This window comes from Lysobacter sp. BMK333-48F3 (genome assembly GCF_019733395.1).
Classification (GTDB): Bacteria; Pseudomonadota; Gammaproteobacteria; order Xanthomonadales; family Xanthomonadaceae; genus Lysobacter.
The window spans coordinates 4,846,738-4,863,109 of the sequence record NZ_JAIHOO010000001.1; the positions used below are offsets into that span (position 1 = coordinate 4,846,738).

Sequence of the window (16,372 nt, forward strand, 5' to 3'; positions counted from 1 at the left end):
CCGCGACGCCGGCTGCGCAACGCAAGCCCGCGGCGGCGGGTCGGTAGCGCCGCCGCGGTCCAAGGCCCGACGCTGATGGGGATGCGAAGGGGATCATGCACAACGAAGATCAAGGATGTTTGTCATGACTCGCAAAGCTCGTTCGTTGAAATGGACTGCGTTGGCCATCGCCACCGCGGTCGTGATCGCACCGGTGGCCTATTCCGGCGGCAAGCTGCAGGCCTTCAACAAGGTCCACGGCCCGGCCGCGACGACCTCGAAGAAGGCGGTGAAGAAGGCCGCCGCCGAGACCTACAACCGCTTCATCGTCACCCGCGCGCCCGGCGCGAACGCCAAGCTCAGCGCCGCCGCGGTGAACCAGCAGTACGCCGACGCCGCGACCAAGCTCGGCGTCGCGATCCGCCCGCTGCGCACCCTGGCCACCGGCGCCAGCCTGATCCGCACCGACAGCAAGCTCAGCACCGCCCAGGTCAAGGACCTGGCGATCGAGCTGATGAAGGACCCCAGCGTGATCGCGGTCGAACCCGATGTGCGCGTGCAGCGCCTGTCGGTGCCCAACGACCCCGGCTACGCCCAGCAATGGCACTACAAGAACGGCCCCGGCGGCCTCAACCTGGAACCGGCCTGGGACCTCAGCGACGGCGACGGCATCGTGGTCGCGGTGCTCGACACCGGCATCACCCCGCATAGCGATCTGAACGCCAACATCGTGCCGGGCTACGACTTCATCGACCTGGATCCGGACGGCACCGACGCCACCGCGGTCGACGGCGACGGCCGCGACGCGGATCCGAACGATCCGGGCGACTGGCACAACGGCGAGTGCAACATCTTCAACATCCCCGAAGACAGCAGCTGGCACGGCACCCACGTCGCCGGCACCATCGCCGCAGTCAGCAACAACAGCCTCGGCGTGGCCGGCGTGGCGCACGGCGCCAAGGTCCAGCCGGTGCGCGTGCTCGGCAAGTGCGGCGGCTGGTCGTCGGACATCATCGACGCAGTGGCCTGGGCGTCCGGCGGCACCGTCGACGGCGTGCCGGCCAACCCGACCCCGGCCGAGGTGATCAACCTCAGCCTCGGCGGCAGCGGCGCCTGCAGCGTGGCCTGGCAGACCGCCTTCGACGGCGCGCGCGCGCGCGGCACCACCGTGGTGGTCGCGGCCGGCAACTCCGGCGCCGACGTCGACGGCTTCTCGCCGGCCAACTGCAACAACATCGTCGCCGTGTCCGCGGTCGGCCCGACCGGCGCGCTGGCCAGCTACTCCAACTTCGGCGTCAAGGTCGACGTGGCCGCTCCGGGCGGCACCGGCGCCGCTCCGGCCGCCGACAACATCCTGTCCACCCTCAACCTGGGCACCCAGGGCCAGGCCGGCGAAGGCTATGCCTGGATGGCCGGCACCTCGATGGCGGCGCCGCACGTCGCCGGCGTGGTCGCGCTGATGCAGTCGGCGGCGCCGTCGCCGAAGACCCCGGCCGAGATCGAGAAGATCCTGGTCAACACCGCCCATGTCGGCGGCCTGCCGGGCGCCTGCAGCTGGGACAAGTACTGCGGTTCGGGCATCGTCGACGCGCGTCACGCCGTCGCCGTCGCCGCCGGCAGCGAGCCGCTGCCGCCGGATCCGCAGGCGCCGGAACCCGAGCCGCCGATCGAGCTGGAAAACGGCATCACCGTGACCAACATCGAGGTCGCGGCCAACGGTACGATCAAGTACCAGCTGCTGGTGCCGAACGGCGCGTCCAACCTGCTGTTCGCGATGTACGGCGGCACCGGCGACTCGGACATCTACGTCAAGTACGGCGCCGAGCCGACCAGCACCTCCTACGACTGCCGTCCGTTCACCGCCTCCAACAACGAGACCTGCTTCTTCCCGACCCCGAAGGGCGGGATCTGGTACGTCAACGTCAAGGGCTACCGCGCCTCGGCCGGCATCTCGCTGTACCCCAGCTTCGTCGACGCGAATTGGCCGCGCCGGCTCGACGCCAAGGCCAGCGCGCTGCCGAACCACCGCACCTCGGTCAACCTGTCGTGGGAGAAGGGCAAGAAGAACATCGACATCTACCGCAACGGCGCGATCCTCAAGACCGTGCGCAACACCGGCGCCAACACCGATACCTTCCGGATCATCGGCAGCGGCACCATGAGCTACAAGATCTGCAACAACCAGACCCAGGAATGCGCGGATCCGGTCGAGATCCAGTACAACTCCAGCAAGTGATCGCCGCCTAGGCGAGGCGAAGGACCCGGATCGCCGGGTCCTTCGCCTCGCCTAGGCGGCGATCACTTGCTGGAGTTGTACTGGATCTCGACCGGATCCGCGCATTCCTGGGTCTGGTTGTTGCAGATCTTGTAGCTCATGGTGCCGCTGCCGATGATCCGGAAGGTATCGGTGTTGGCGCCGGTGTTGCGCACGGTCTTGAGGATCGCGCCGTTGTTGTTGACCAGGCTGAGCTTGGCGTCGAAGCGGACCACCGGCGCGGCGACCGCGGGCTGGTCGGCGGCCGGTTCGGCGTCGCCGGCGCCCGGGGCGCGGTTGCAGCCGGCGAGCGCGGCGCCGAGCGCGACCAGCAACAGGCCGGCGTAACGGTAATCGGGGAACAGCTTCCTGGCCTGCTCGAGCAGGCCAGGAAGCTGTTCCCCGATTACCGTTGCGCCGGCCTGTTGCTGGTCGCGCTCGGCGCCGCGCTCGCCGGCTGCAACCGCGCCCCGGGCGCCGGCGACGCCGAACCGGCCGCCGACCAGCCCGCGGTCGCCGCGCCGGTGGTCCGCTTCGACGCCAAGCTCAGCCTGGTCAACAACAACGGCGCGATCCGCTACGACGGCGTGGTCGACAGCGAAGCCACCCGCAAGGCGCTCGGCATCGCCCTGGCCCAGGCCTACGCCGGCCAGATCGGCGGCGACCTGCAAGTCGACAAGGCCGCCAAGCCCGCGCCGTGGCAGGACAAGCTGCCGCAATTCGCCGCCGCCCTGACCATGCCGGGCGCCGCGGTGCGCTTCGAAGGCAAGACCGTCGAACTCAGCGGCCAGGCCTCCGACGCCGACCGCGCGAGCCTGCTCGAGCAGGCCAGGAAGCTGTTCCCCGATTACCGTTACGCCGGCCTGTTCGAAGGCGTCGGCGATGCCGCCGCTTCCGCCGACGCCGCCGCCCAGGCGCTGGCCGCGCTGCAACCGGGCCAGGCCGACGGCGCCGCGGTGGCCAAGGCGCTCAACCAAATGTCGGTGCGCTTCGACGAAGGCAGCGCGCAGATCCAGGCGTCCAGCCTCGACATCCTCAGCCGCGCCGGCAAAGCCCTGCAGGCCGCGCCCAAGGACGCCCGCTTCCAGATCGTCGGCCCGGGCGGCGGCGCCGGCCAGCCGGCCGACAACGAAAGCCTGTCGCGCCAACGCGCCGAGGCGGTCAAGGTCCAGCTGATCGTCGCCGGCGCCAACCCCGGCGCGCTGGAGACCCGCGGCGAGCCCGGCGCCGCCGCCACCCCGCTGCGCTTCCAGGCCGTGCCCTGAGCCAGGCTTCAAACTGAACGAGACCGGCGGGCGGGCCCCTCGCGGGCCTGCCCGTTCGCGCATTCGCGTCCGGCCCCGGCGGTCCCGCAGCCCCTGCCCGACGCCGCCGCGCCGGCGCAAAGCCCGCCGCCACGGGCCCTGCATGACAACGAAGGTGACGCCCGCGGACCTTCCGTTACGCGGATTTGCCCCCATCTTCCCCACTCGATACGCTCTTCTGTTCGCCGTCGCCCCTTGCGCCGGCGACCCTCCCCTTGCAGGCACCCGATGGCGCTGGACTACATCCGCATCCGCGGCGCGCGGACGCACAACCTCAAGAACATCGATCTCAATCTGCCGCGCGACAAGCTGATCGTGATCACCGGCTTGTCCGGTTCGGGCAAGTCGTCGCTGGCCTTCGACACGATCTACGCCGAAGGCCAGCGCCGCTACGTCGAATCCTTGTCGGCCTATGCGCGGCAATTCCTGTCGGTGATGGAAAAGCCCGATGTCGACCACATCGAAGGCCTGTCGCCGGCGATCTCGATCGAGCAGAAATCGACCTCGCACAACCCGCGCTCGACCGTGGGCACGATCACCGAGGTCTACGACTACCTGCGCCTGCTGTACGCGCGGGTCGGCTCGCCGCGCTGCCCCGACCACCACTACCCGCTGGAAGCGCAGACCGTCAGCCAGATGGTCGACCAGGTCCTGACCCTGGACCCGGAGCAGCGCTACATGCTGCTGGCGCCGGTGATCCGCGAGCGCAAGGGCGAACACGCGCAAGTGTTCGAACAGCTGCGCGCGCAGGGCTTCGTGCGCGTGCGCGTGGACGGCGAGCTGTACGAGATCGACGCCGTGCCGCCGCTGGCGCTGCGGGTCAAGCACACCATCGAGGCGGTGGTCGACCGCTTCCGTCCGCGCGACGACATCAAGCAGCGCCTGGCCGAGTCCTTCGAGACCGCGCTCAAGCTCGGCGACGGCATGGCCCAGGTCGTCTCGCTGGACAAGGCCGATGCGGCGCCGCTGCTGTTCTCGTCCAAGTACAGCTGCCCGGTCTGCGACTACTCGCTGCCGGAGCTGGAACCGCGCCTATTCTCGTTCAACTCGCCGGTCGGCGCCTGCCCGACCTGCGACGGCCTGGGCGTGGCCGAGTTCTTCGATCCCGGCCGGGTGGTCACCCATCCCGAGCTGTCGCTGGCCGCCGGCGCGGTGCGCGGCTGGGACCGCCGCAACGCCTACTACTTCCAGTTGATCCAGTCGCTGGCCAAGCACTACCGCTTCAGCGTCGACGCGCCCTGGCAGTCGCTGCCGGCGCCGGTGCAGAAGGCGGTGCTGTACGGCAGCGGCGACGAGACCATCACCTTCACCTACCTCACCGAAAACGGCGGCCGCAGCCAGCGCAAGCATCGCTTCGAAGGCATCGTGCCCAACCTGGAGCGGCGCTATCGCGAGACCGAATCGGCGGCGGTGCGCGAGGAACTGGCCAAGTACATCAGCCAGCGCCCCTGCCCCGAGTGCGCCGGCGCGCGCCTGAACCGTTCGGCGCGCAACGTGTTCGTCGCCGAGCGGCCGCTGCCGGAACTGGTGGTGCTGCCGGTCGACGAGGCGCTGTCGTTCTTCAAGGCCCTGGAACTGCCGGGCTGGCGCGGCGAGATCGCGGTCAAGATCGTCAAGGAGATCGTCGACCGCCTGCGCTTCCTGGTCGATGTCGGCCTGGACTACCTGACCCTGGAACGCAAGGCCGACTCGCTGTCCGGCGGCGAGGCCCAGCGCATCCGCCTGGCCAGCCAGATCGGCGCCGGCCTGGTCGGCGTCATGTACGTGCTCGACGAACCCTCGATCGGCCTGCACCAGCGCGACAACGAGCGTCTGCTCGGCACCCTGACCCGGCTGCGCGACCTGGGCAATACGGTGATCGTGGTCGAGCACGACGAGGACGCGATCCGCCTGGCCGACCACATCGTCGACATCGGCCCCGGCGCCGGCGTGCACGGCGGCGAAGTGGTCGCCCACGGTTCGTTCCAGGACGTGCTCAAGGCGCCGCGCTCGCTGACCGGCCAGTACCTCAGCGGCAAGCGCAAGATCGACATCCCCAAGCAGCGCCACAAGCCGAATCCGAAGTCGATGCTGCACCTGCGCGGCGCGACCGGCAACAACCTCAAGGACGTCGACCTCGACATTCCGGCCGGGTTGCTGACCTGCGTCACCGGCGTGTCCGGCTCGGGCAAGTCGACCCTGATCAACGACACCCTGTACGTGATCGCCGCCAACGAGCTCAACGGCGCCTCGCAGACCGCGGCGCCGTACAAGTCTGTGGAGAACATCGAGCTGTTCGACAAGGTGGTCGACATCGACCAGTCGCCGATCGGGCGCACGCCGCGTTCGAACCCGGCCACCTACACCGGCCTGTTCACCCCGCTGCGCGAACTGTTCGCGCAGGTGCCGGAAGCGCGCGCGCGCGGCTACTCGCCGGGCCGCTTCAGCTTCAACGTGCGCGGCGGCCGCTGCGAAGCCTGCCAGGGCGACGGCCTGATCAAGGTCGAGATGCACTTCCTGCCCGACGTCTACGTGCCCTGCGACGTCTGCCACGGCAAGCGCTACAACCGCGAAACCCTGGAAGTCCTGTACAAGGGCTTCAACATCAACGACGTGCTGGAGATGACGGTCGAAGCCGCGCTGAGCCTGTTCGAGGCCGTGCCGAGCATCGCCCGCAAGCTGGAAACGCTGATGGACGTGGGCCTGAGCTACATCAAGCTGGGCCAGAGCGCGACCACCCTGTCCGGCGGCGAAGCGCAACGGGTCAAGCTGTCCAAGGAACTGTCGCGCCGCGACACCGGCCGCACCCTGTACATCCTCGACGAACCGACCACCGGCCTGCATTTCCACGACATCGAGCACCTGCTGGCGGTGCTGCACCGCCTGCGCGACGACGGCAACACCGTGGTCGTGATCGAGCACAACCTCGATGTGATCAAGACCGCCGACTGGGTCGTCGACCTGGGTCCGGAAGGCGGCCACCGCGGCGGCACCATCCTCGCCACCGGCACGCCGGAGCACATCGCCGCGCTGCCGCATTCGCATACCGGCCGCTTCCTCGCCCCCCTGCTCGGCCTGCCCGCGGCCGATACGCACAAGAAGCCGGCGGCCAAACCTGCCAAATCCGCAACCAGCGCCACGCGCGCCAAGAAGAAGTCCGCTGCATGACCGATACCCCGTCCACGCCGGCCGCCGGCAAGAAAAAGCCGGCGCCGCGCAAGCGCGCCCCGCGCGCGCGCAAGAAACCCGAAGCGGCCGTCGCCGTCGAAGCCGCGGCGCCTGCCGCGGTAGCGGCCGAAGCCGCCGTCGTTCCGGCAGCGCTTGCCGCTGCCGCCGTGGTCCCCGCTGCGCCCGCGCCAGCCGCCGCGCCCGCGCCGATCGCGCTGATCAAGGTGCCGCTGTCGGTGCGCTGGCGCGACCTCGACGCCTTCAATCACGTCAACAATTCCAAGTACCTCAGCTACCTCGAGGAAGCGCGTTTGCGCTGGATGGTGACCCTGCCCGGCCACGGCATGGACGACCACGTCGCGCCGGTGGTCGCCGCCGCCCACCTCAACTACCGTCGTCCGATCGAGTGGCCGAACGAGATCGATGTCGAACTGTTCGTCGAACGCCTGGGCAACACCAGCGTCACCGTCGGCCATCGCATCGTCGGCGCCAACGATCCTTCCGCGCTGTATTGCGACGGCAACGTGGTGATGGTCTGGATCCACCGCGAAACCGGCCAGGCCGCGGCCCTGCCCGATGCCGTGCGCGCGGCCTGCAGCCCGGCCTGATCCGGCCAGCCTTCGCGCCCCCTCGAACGCCCCCCCTTTCGAATGCCATTCCCCCCTTTGAAAAGGGTCTTAGGAAGCAAAGCTGCCTCATAACGCAGCTATCTTCCTGAAATGAATAAGAAAAATAGGTACTACAGCCGTTCGAAAATCAGCGAGGCCCGATTTCGGGCCCTCGTGCGCTGCTGGGCCCTGGACCTGACCGCGACCAGCACCGCGCAACTGACCGGGTTGAGCGTGCGATCGGTCAACTCGATCTTCCTTGCCTTGCGTCGTGCCATCGCCACCGAATGCGAGCAGCATTCGCCGTTCACCGGCCAGGTGGAAGTCGACGAATCCTTCTTCGGACCGTGGCGCGTGCGCGGCAAACGCGGCCGCGGCGCCGGCAAGAAAACCATCGTCTTCGGCATGCTCAAACGCGGCCAGCACGTCTACACCCAGATCGTCCCCAACTGCAAAACCGCCACGCTTCAGGCCTTAATTCGTGGGCATATTCGCCTGGAGAGCGAAATCCTCTCCGACTGTCTGTCCAGCTACGACGGCCTGGTCGACCTGGGCTATGCCAAGCACTGGCGCATTCGCCACAGCGGCAATCATTTCGCCGAGGGCGACAACCACATCAACGGCATCGAGAGCTTCTGGAGCTTCGCCAAGCGGCGCCTGGCCAAATTCAACGGGGTGCCCAAGGCCACCTTCTACCTGCACCTGAAGGAGTGCGAGTTCCGCTTCAACCACCGCCACGAAGACCTCTACCGGGCGACCCTCAAGTTGCTACGATCCAACCCACTCTGAGGGGCTGTTTGCTTCCTAAGACCCTTGAAAAAGGGGGGCCAGGGGGGGGATTTGCTTCTAGCTTCTAGCTTCTAGCTTCTTGTCCTGCGCCACCTCGCCCCCCACACCGAACCGCGCAGCCGCATGAAGGCGGCCGCGACGATGCGGCAAAGCGATTGCGAATGGCGCAGAGACGGTTACGTCTTCTGCGCATCTTGCAGTCGCGGCTTACGCCGCTCCTGCAGGGGAACCGCGGCCTCGCCGGGGCCAAGACAAGCGGCCGCGCTCAGGGCGTCGGCTTGCGCACTTCGAATTCGCCCAGCAGGGTGCCGCCGTCCTTCAGCGCGAACTCCACCGCGATCCGGCTGCCCGCCTTCAGCGGCTTGTGCGGCTGCATCAGCATCAGATGCAGGCCGCCCGGCTTGAGCACCGCCGCGCCGTCGGGCGCGATCCGCAGCTCCGGCACCGGCCGCATCTTGCTGACCCCGTCGACCACCCGGGTCTCGTGCAGGCTGACCTCGCCGAAGGCCGCGCTCTTGGCGCCGACGATGACCACCGGCGCCGCGCAACGATTCTCGATCCGGCCGAAGCCGGCCATCATCGGCATCTGCATCGGCGGCAAGCGCAGCCAGCCTTCGCGGACCTGCGCCGCGCAGCGCTTGGCCGGCGCAGCCGATGCGGCCAGCGCCGCGGACGGCGCCGCGATCGTCAGCGCCAGCAGGAGTCCCATTGCGATGCGAGATGCGTTCATGACCCCATGATAGCGCCGGGGGCGGTGAAGGGGAGTTGAGAGGAACGAGCGAAGAGGAACGAGTAGCGAGCGTCCCCCGCTCTCACGCTCTCCGCTCCGCTCGCTCCCGCATCCCGACAACCGTACCGGACAAGCCATCAGCGAATAGTTCCGCAGCCATCGCCGCAACGCGAAACCGCACTCCGCCACGGTTCGCATCGCCCGACCCTTGCCGCGCTGGTGCGATTGGGGGATCGTGTCGTCCGATCGGCCGGCGAACGCCAGGACCGGCGCCACGCCGGCGTCGATCCGGCGATGGCCGCCGCAGGCGCCCTCCGCCGACCCACACCGTGCGCTATCGCTGGCCCCAGGACTTCAACCCATGAGCTTCGTAGAAACCCAATCCCACGGCGACATCGTCGAGATCCGCCTGAGCCGCGCGCCGGTCAACGCGCTCGATCCGCAACTGTGCAACGCCACCCGCGAAGCGCTGGAAAGCGCCGTCAGCCACGGCGCCCACGGCATCGTCCTCAGCGGCGGGCCGAAGGTGTTCTCGGCCGGCCTCGACGTGCCGTACCTGCTCTCGCTGGGCGAGCGCAAGGATCAACTGCTGCTGGCCTGGCAGGCCTTTTTCGGCCTGGCCCGCACCCTGGCCTCCTCGCCGGTGCCGGTGGTCGCGGCGATCGGCGGCCACGCCCCGGCCGGCGGCTGCGTGCTGGCGCTGTGCTGCGACTACCGGATCATGGCCTCCGGGCCGTTCCGCATCGGCCTCAACGAGACCGAGGTCGGCCTGGTCGCGCCGGAAGGCATCCAGCGCCTGATGCGGCGCGTGGTCGGCACCTACCGCGCCGAGCGCCTGCTGGTCGCCGGCGAACTGGTCGACGCCGAAACCGCGCTCGGCATCGGCCTAGTCGACGAACTGGTCGAGATCGAACACGTCGCCACCCGCGGCAAGGTCTGGCTGGAGCACCTGCTGAGCCTGCCGCGCAGCGCGATGCTGCACACCCGCGCCCTCGCCCGCGCCGACCTGGTCGATGCGCTGCGTCCCGAGCACATCGAACTCGATCGCTTCATCGAGGCCTGGTACGGGGTCGATACGCAGACGGCGTTGAAGTCGCTGGTGGCGAAGCTGCGCAAGTAAAGCAAGGGCGAGGAGTGCGCGCAGAGGAGTGAGTAGCGAGCGGAAGCCAGCCCGTCGTTTCTGCTGGTTTTGCCCACTAGCCGCTTTTGCTCGCTCCTCGCTCCTCTACGCTCGCTCCTGGCGTCACAGCATCCAGATCTCCACCCGCTCGTTCCGATAGCGGGCGCCCACAACGCCGGCGGCGGCCAGCGCCAGCGCGGTGCCCATGCCGCGCGCCTGCTCAACCCGCAGGCCGCGCGCCATCAGTTCCTGCGCGACCAGGTCGGCGCGGTCGTTGCTCATCATCATCGCCGCCATGCTCGAGCCGGCGCTGATGTCGGCGAAACCGATCACCAGCAAACGCCGGCCGCGATTCGGCGGCAATTGCATGAAACGGCGCAGGCGGTCGAGGTCGCGCACCGTGCGGCTGTCGTAGACGCTGGCCGCCACCCCGCTTTCGCCGCCGCCGGCGAAATTGAAGCGCAGGCTCAGCGGCAACCGCACCGCATCGGCGACCAGTCGCCGGTACTCGCCCGGGCCCTGGGCGATGCGGCGGGCCCGGCCCGGAATCAGGGTCATCGCCAGGTGGCCGCTGCGCGCGACCGCACGCTGGCCGGAGCGGGCCATCGCGTACAGGGCGAAGCTGCGGCTCAGGGCGCCCATCATCTGGCCGCCGTAGAAGTACAGGCGCCGGCTCAGCGGATAATCCTCCGACAGCACCTCGGTATGGGTCGGCGCCACCGCCCGGCCGCCGTCGGCGATCGCCAGCGGGCGCGTGCCGGCGCCGTAGTGCGCGCCGATCGGAATCAGTCCGATCGCTTGCCGGTCGGCGGCGACCGCGGCGACCAACTGCTCGGCGCCGGCATGCAGTTGCGCTTCGCCGAACGCGGCGCCGCGCATGACCCGCTCGTTCATCAGGTCGCGCACCGCGCCTGCGCCCGGCATCAGATGCAGATGCACCTCGCCCGCCGCCGCGCCGAACTCGCGCCAGTCGCGCGCCTGGCCCGAGAACAGCCGCCGCAGCTGACCGACATCGAGGCGCACCAGCGGATGGTCGCGCGCGACCACCACCGCGATCCCGTCCAGCGCGACCGCGAATTCCTGATCCTGCGAAGCCAGATCGCCGAGCTGCCAACCGGCATCGAGCTCGGCCGCGTTCGGACGCCGGGTCGTCATCGCGATCTGCGCATTGCCCTCGACCAGATCGGCGAAGCCGCGCGCCGAATCGCTGGATTCGATCTCCACCACCAGCGGCAGCCCGTCGCGCAGCGCATGGATTTCGGTGAGCCCGGCGCGAGGACGAACGTGGCGGATACCGACATAACCGATATCCCGCAGCCAGGACTCGGCCAGCGCCGGCGTCAGCGCGTAGGCCAGCGTGTGCGAGCCGTGGATGCGCACGCGCTCGGCATCCTGCGCTTGCGCCTGCACGCACAACGCGAGCGAGCACAAGATCGCAACAAAGAAATTCAGAACCAGGCGCAACATGATGCGCACTCCCCCTGTAAGAGTGCGCGCAAGAATGGCCACGACCTGTGACGCGACGATTACGCGACACGAAGCACATTAATGACGAAGCGGAATATCTTTATTTCGCCAAGCTGCAACAAATCAATGCAGGTGCGCCCGCCCAACGGAACATAAGAAGAAGCGCGGCGAGCACCGAACATGGCGGTCGCGGCTTGTGATCAAAGGAAATCCCCGCGAGACGCCGCTCCTACCCCCAACGTCCCCCGCACCGCCTGCCGTTGCCGTTGAGGCGTTTGAAGCCTTCGAACACAAACCGCGCGAGGCCGCAGCAGCGCGGTCGCGGCTTGCGCCGCTCCTACCCTTCAAGCACCGCGGGCGGCCTGCCGTTGCCGTTGCGGTTGCGGTTGCGGTTGCGGTTGCGGTTGCAGTGAAGAGCTTGGCGCCGCAGCGAACTCGCGAGAACGCCCTGAAGCCCCGAAGGGCGGCCCGCAGGGATGCGGGCCGTGCGCAGCCAGGCCAGGGACGGCCTGTGCGGAGCAGCCCCGCGCAGGCCTCGTCCCATAGTGGCTTTTGACTCGAAACAGCCATGGCGTTTTCTTTGGTTACTTTCTTTGTCGCCTTGGACAAAGAAAGTGACCCGGCCGCTTGCGGACGGAAGCTTTGTTTTAAGAGCTTTGGCGCTTTAGAAGCTTTCGAACGACAGACGGCGCGAGGCCGTAAGAACGCGGTCGCGGCTTACGCCGCTCCTACAGGGGCGTAGGACAAAGACGCGGCGAACGGGCGGGATGTCGGTCGCGGCTTGCGCCGCTCCTACAGGCGATGGCCTTGGGCTTCGATCGATGACGTCGGCCTTGGATCTTCTGCGCGTCCCGCGGTCGCGGCTTATGACCGAAGGAAATCCCTGTGGGACGCCGCTCCTACAGGGGGCATAGGACAATGACGCGGCAAACGGGCGAAAGGCAGACAGAAACGAACCGGGGCGACGTCGCGGCGGAAGCTCACTCTTCGCCGGTCGCCACCGGACGCTGCGGGTCTTCGATCCAGCCGCTCCACGAACCGGTGTACAACGCCGCGCCGTCGAAACCGGCGTGCGCCATCGCCAACAGATGATGGCAGGCGGTAACGCCGGAGCCGCACATCGCCGCGACTTCGCCCGGCGCGCGATCGCCGAGCAAGGGCGCGAACTCCTGCGCCAATACCTCGCCCGACTTGAACCGGCCGTCGGCCAGATTGCTGGCGAAGGCGCGGTTGCGCGCGCCCGGCACGTGTCCGGCGACGCGGTCCAGCGGCTCGACCTCGCCGCGGAAACGCTCGCCGGCGCGGGCGTCGATCAACAGGCCGCCGGAATCCAGCAGCGCCCGCAGGTCCTGCGCGTCGAGCAGCCGGCGGCGGTCGTATTCGGCCTCGTAGCGCGCCGGCTGCGGCGCCGGCAGTTCGGCGTCGGTCGGCAGGCCGAGCGCACTCCAGCGCTGCCAGCCGCCGTCGAGCACGGCCACGCGGCGGTGGCCGAGCACGCGCAGCAGGAACCACAACCGCGCCGCGGCCAAAGCGCCGTCGGCGCTGTCGTAGGCGACGACCTGGTGCTGCGGGGTGATGCCCCACTCGCCCAGGCGCGCGGTGAAATCCGCCGCGTCCGGCCAGGGATGGCGTCCGCCGCCGCGCTTGCGGTGGTCGGACAGGTCGCGATCCAGGTCGGCGTAGCGCGCGCCGGGGATGTGCGCGTCGCGGTAGGCCTGCTCGCTGGCGGCGCGGTCGGTCAGCGAGGTGCGCGTGTCGATCACGATCAGGTCCGGCCGGCCGAGCGCCGCGGCCAGGTCTTCGGCCGACACCAGGGTGGTCCACTGCATCATCGGATCGTCTCCAGTCGTTGCCGCAGGTTCAACAGCATCGAAGCGGTCGCGCCCCAGATGCGCTGGTCCGGCCAGCGGTACTCGAGCACGTGGCGCGCGCGGCCCTTGTAGTCGAGCGCGCGGGTGGTGAGATTGTCGGGGTCGAGCAGGAACGCCAGCGGCACTTCGAACACTTCGGCCACTTCGTTCGGATCCGGCCGGGCGACGTAGCCCGGGTCGATCGTCGCCACCAGCGGCAACACCCGGAAGCCGGTGATGGTGACCAAGGGGTCGAGGAAGCCCAGCGGCGCGATCAGCGCGCCCGGCACGCCGATTTCCTCCTGGGTTTCGCGCAGCGCCGCGGCGACCGCGTCGACGTCGTCGGGTTCGATCCGGCCGCCGGGAAAACTGACCTGGCCGCCGTGCTGGCGCAGCCCGTCGGTGCGCCGGGTCAGCAGCACCTGCACGCCGTCGGCGCGCGGCACCAGCCCGACCAGCACCGCCGCCTGCGCGCGCAAAGTGTCGTCGGGCAGCAGGCCGCTGAGGTCGTCGAGGTTCCAGCCGTCGCTCTCCGGCGCGGCGTCCAGCGGATGCAGCGCGGCCAGCAGACGGATCCGCGCGGGCGAATCGGCGGCGAGGAATTCGGCGCCGAAGCCCTCGGCGAACGCGGCCCGGCTCATCGGCCCGTTTCGCGCAGCGGCAGCACCTGCTCCATCAGCCGCAGGCGCTCGTCGTCGTTCATCTGCGACCAGCGCGCGATCTCGGCCGTGGTACGCAAGCAGCCCTGGCACAGGCCGTCGTCGCCGAGTTGGCAGATGCCGATGCAGGGGCTCAGCACCGCGCGGAAAGTCGTCATGTCGTCCAACCTGGCCATGCGGCCATTGTGCCTCGCGCGGCGGCCGACCGCAGCCGGCGCGCGGACGGCGAATGCGGCGGCCGGACGGCGCCGGCCGCAGAAACGACTTGCGCCGGACGAGCCGGCGCAAGTGGGTGTTGCGAAGCGGGTCTTACTTGACGCTGACCAGCTTGATCTCGAACTGCACCGCGACGTTCGGCGGGAACGGAGTGCGCGGGTCGGCGCCGTAGGCCTTGTCCGACGGCAGGGTCACTTCCCACTTCGAACCGGTCGGCATCTGCAGCAGCACTTCGCGCATCGCCGCCATTTCGATCTCGCTGACCTTGATCGCCGGGATCGAGTTGGCCGGGCGCGCCTGCGCCGGACGCTCGCCGAACGGGTACGGGCCGGCCACTTCCAGGGCCACGGTGCTGGCCTGGGTCGGCTTGGCGCCGGTGCCGTTCTCGATCACCCGGTACTGCACGCCGCTCGGCAGCGCCTTCACGCCCGCCTTGGACTTGTTGGCGTTGATGAAAGCGTCGCTCTTGGTCTTGTTCTCGGACGCGGCCTTGTCCCACTCGGCCTTGGCCTTGTCCTGCTGGCGCTTCTGCATGTTCTGCACCGCAGTGCGCAGCTGGTCGACCGGCACCGACGGCTGCTTCTTGGAGTAACCGTCCTGCAGGCCCTTGACGATGGTGTTCACGTCGACCTGTTCGCCGCTTTCCACGGCATTGCGGCCGAGGTCGTAACCGAGCGCATAGCTCAGCTTGCCCTTCTCGGTAGAAGTGTCCTGCGCGACGGCGTTGCCGGCGGTCAGAGCCAGGGCCGCAACGGCGGCAGCAATCAGACGCAACTTCATTCGGTGGAATCTCCGCTAATGGCACGGGGCGACCTGCGCCGCCCCGATCGGCTGGGGACATCGTCAACCTGTCCCGATTTGAAAGCCCTGGCTCGGTCGTAAGCGGCCGACAGGACGGGTTAGGATACCGGCGGCAGCGCTTAACCGCCACTGACGCCGTCCCGCTACGACCGCGCCGCGGGCGCAGAGTTCCGCGGCGGGCGCGTCCGCCTCCCTTTCCCGAAACCCAACGGCCATCACATGACCGAATCGCCCCTGCTGATCGCCGATCGCGGCGCCGTGCGCCAGATCACCGTCAATCGCCCCGACAAGCTGAACGCGCTCAACGCCGCGACCCTGGACGCCCTGCTGGCCGCCTTCGAGGCCGCCGCGGCCGATCCGGCGGTGCGCGCGGTGATCCTGACCGGCGCCGGCCCCAAGGCCTTCGTCGCCGGCGCCGACATCGCCGAAATGAACGGTCTGACCCCGGTCGAGGGCCGCGATTTCTCCCTGCGCGGGCAGAAGCTGATGCGCCGGATCGAGAAAATGCCGAAGCCGGTCATCGGCATGATCAACGGCTTCGCCCTCGGCGGCGGCCTGGAACTGGCGATGGGCTGCCACCTGCGCATCGCCGGCGACAACGCCAAGATCGGCCAGCCGGAAGTCAACCTCGGCCTGATTCCCGGCTTCGGCGGCACCCAGCGCCTGCTGCGCCTGGCCGGGCGCGCGGCGACCCTGGAGCTGTGCCTGCTCGGCGCGCCGATCGACGCCGCCCGCGCCCAGCAACTGGGCATCGTCAACCGGGTGGTGCCGGCGGCGGAGCTGGAGAGCGAAACCTACAAGCTGGCCGATCAGCTCGCCGCCTCGGCGCCGCTGGCCCTGCGCGGCGTGCTCGACTGCGTCGCGGTCGGCGGCGAATGCGGGATCGAAGAAGGCCTGGAATACGAAACCGCGCAGTTCGGCCTGATGTTCTCGACCCAGGACATGCGCGAAGGCACCGGCGCCTTCCTGGAACGGCGCAAGCCGGCTTTCGCCGGCCGCTGAGCCGCACCATGGCCTCGTCCGCGCCCCTGCCCTGCCGCTGCGGCTGCACCGCCGACGCGGCCGTCGCGCACGCGATCGTCCTGGCCCTGGCCGAGGACGATCTCGACCGCGCGCTGGACCTGGGCCTGGCCGACGCGATCGCGCCCGATTGCGCGCATTGCGCGCCGGACTGCCGCGAGCGCCTGAGCGCGGCGCGCGAGGCGCGCCTGCGCGCGCTGGCCGCGCGCGAGCGCTACCGGGCGCGCGAAGCGCGCCTGCAACGCCGCGCCGCCGAGCGCGCGGCGCAACGCGCCGGCGTGGCGGCAACGGCCGCCGCAGTCGCGCAGGCATCGGCGCCGCAGGCGCCTGCCGCAGCGACTGCGCCGCCGCGTCCCGCACTGCCCGCCGCCGCCGCCGCGGCCTTGGCCCGGGCCAAGGCGAAAGCCGCCGGCCGACCGCCGGACTGA

Annotated in this window: 15 protein-coding genes; 8 read left to right on the plus strand and 7 right to left on the minus strand. The window is 69.3% G+C overall.

Going from position 1 to position 16,372, the window contains the following annotated elements; all coding sequences use genetic code 11:
* Window positions 1-124 precede the first annotated feature (124 nt).
* Complete coding sequence (locus K4L06_RS20820; RefSeq protein WP_221673194.1) at window positions 125-2,215, plus strand: S8 family peptidase; 2,091 nt, start codon at window positions 125-127, stop codon at window positions 2,213-2,215.
* A gap of 62 nt (window positions 2,216-2,277) precedes the next feature.
* Here the strand turns inward: K4L06_RS20820 and K4L06_RS20825 are convergent, their stop codons facing one another.
* A complete protein-coding gene (locus K4L06_RS20825) occupies window positions 2,278-2,568 on the minus strand; it encodes a hypothetical protein (protein ID WP_221673195.1) in 291 nt (96 codons plus the stop codon).
* A gap of 90 nt (window positions 2,569-2,658) precedes the next feature.
* Between K4L06_RS20825 and K4L06_RS20830 the strand changes: the two genes are divergently transcribed.
* The 4 genes from K4L06_RS20830 to K4L06_RS20845 all read left to right on the plus strand — a co-directional run bounded on the left by K4L06_RS20830 (window position 2,659) and on the right by K4L06_RS20845 (window position 8,081).
* Entirely contained in the window at window positions 2,659-3,498 is an 840-nt protein-coding gene (locus K4L06_RS20830) for an OmpA family protein (protein WP_221673196.1), read from the plus strand.
* 267 nt (window positions 3,499-3,765) lie between these two features.
* On the plus strand, window positions 3,766-6,684 hold the full coding sequence (uvrA, locus tag K4L06_RS20835) for an excinuclease ABC subunit UvrA (protein ID WP_221673197.1): 2,919 nt from the start codon (window positions 3,766-3,768) through the stop codon (window positions 6,682-6,684).
* 209 nt (window positions 6,685-6,893) lie between these two features.
* Window positions 6,894-7,292: a thioesterase family protein gene (locus K4L06_RS22690; RefSeq protein ID WP_343225825.1), complete on the plus strand. Its 399-nt coding sequence runs from the start codon at window positions 6,894-6,896 to the stop codon at window positions 7,290-7,292.
* 111 nt (window positions 7,293-7,403) lie between these two features.
* Window positions 7,404-8,081 carry an IS1595 family transposase gene (locus K4L06_RS20845; RefSeq protein ID WP_221669623.1) on the plus strand — a complete coding sequence of 226 codons (678 nt, stop codon included), beginning with the start codon at window positions 7,404-7,406 and terminating at the stop codon, window positions 8,079-8,081.
* A gap of 265 nt (window positions 8,082-8,346) precedes the next feature.
* On the opposite strand, the gene K4L06_RS20850 is transcribed toward K4L06_RS20845, so the two are convergent.
* Window positions 8,347-8,790: a copper chaperone PCu(A)C gene (locus K4L06_RS20850; protein WP_221673199.1), complete on the minus strand. Its 444-nt coding sequence runs from the start codon at window positions 8,788-8,790 to the stop codon at window positions 8,347-8,349.
* A gap of 382 nt (window positions 8,791-9,172) precedes the next feature.
* Here K4L06_RS20850 and K4L06_RS20855 point away from each other — a divergent pair, with 382 nt between their 5' ends.
* A complete protein-coding gene (locus K4L06_RS20855; RefSeq protein WP_221673200.1) occupies window positions 9,173-9,931 on the plus strand; it encodes an enoyl-CoA hydratase/isomerase family protein in 759 nt (252 codons plus the stop codon).
* A 123-nt stretch (window positions 9,932-10,054) separates the two neighbouring features.
* On the opposite strand, the gene K4L06_RS20860 is transcribed toward K4L06_RS20855, so the two are convergent.
* From K4L06_RS20860 to K4L06_RS20875, 5 genes are all read right to left on the minus strand, one after another.
* Window positions 10,055-11,398 (minus strand): substrate-binding domain-containing protein, encoded by a 1,344-nt coding sequence (locus K4L06_RS20860; protein ID WP_221673201.1) that lies wholly within the window; start codon window positions 11,396-11,398, stop codon window positions 10,055-10,057.
* A gap of 980 nt (window positions 11,399-12,378) precedes the next feature.
* On the minus strand, window positions 12,379-13,230 hold the full coding sequence (locus K4L06_RS20865; RefSeq protein ID WP_221673202.1) for a sulfurtransferase: 852 nt from the start codon (window positions 13,228-13,230) through the stop codon (window positions 12,379-12,381).
* Window positions 13,227-13,889 (minus strand): CoA pyrophosphatase, encoded by a 663-nt coding sequence (locus K4L06_RS20870; protein WP_343225793.1) that lies wholly within the window; start codon window positions 13,887-13,889, stop codon window positions 13,227-13,229. Before K4L06_RS20870 ends, K4L06_RS20865 begins: the two co-directional genes overlap by 4 nt.
* On the minus strand, window positions 13,886-14,065 hold the full coding sequence (locus K4L06_RS22815; protein WP_343225794.1) for a DUF1289 domain-containing protein: 180 nt from the start codon (window positions 14,063-14,065) through the stop codon (window positions 13,886-13,888). The genes K4L06_RS20870 and K4L06_RS22815 overlap by 4 nt, the downstream gene beginning before the upstream one ends.
* Before the next feature lie 151 nt (window positions 14,066-14,216).
* Complete coding sequence (locus K4L06_RS20875) at window positions 14,217-14,903, minus strand: FKBP-type peptidyl-prolyl cis-trans isomerase N-terminal domain-containing protein (RefSeq protein ID WP_221673203.1); 687 nt, start codon at window positions 14,901-14,903, stop codon at window positions 14,217-14,219.
* 240 nt (window positions 14,904-15,143) lie between these two features.
* Here K4L06_RS20875 and K4L06_RS20880 point away from each other — a divergent pair, with 240 nt between their 5' ends.
* Complete coding sequence (locus K4L06_RS20880) at window positions 15,144-15,926, plus strand: enoyl-CoA hydratase-related protein (RefSeq protein ID WP_221673204.1); 783 nt, start codon at window positions 15,144-15,146, stop codon at window positions 15,924-15,926.
* Window positions 15,927-15,934: 8 nt separating this feature from the next.
* Complete coding sequence (locus K4L06_RS20885) at window positions 15,935-16,372, plus strand: hypothetical protein (RefSeq protein ID WP_221673205.1); 438 nt, start codon at window positions 15,935-15,937, stop codon at window positions 16,370-16,372.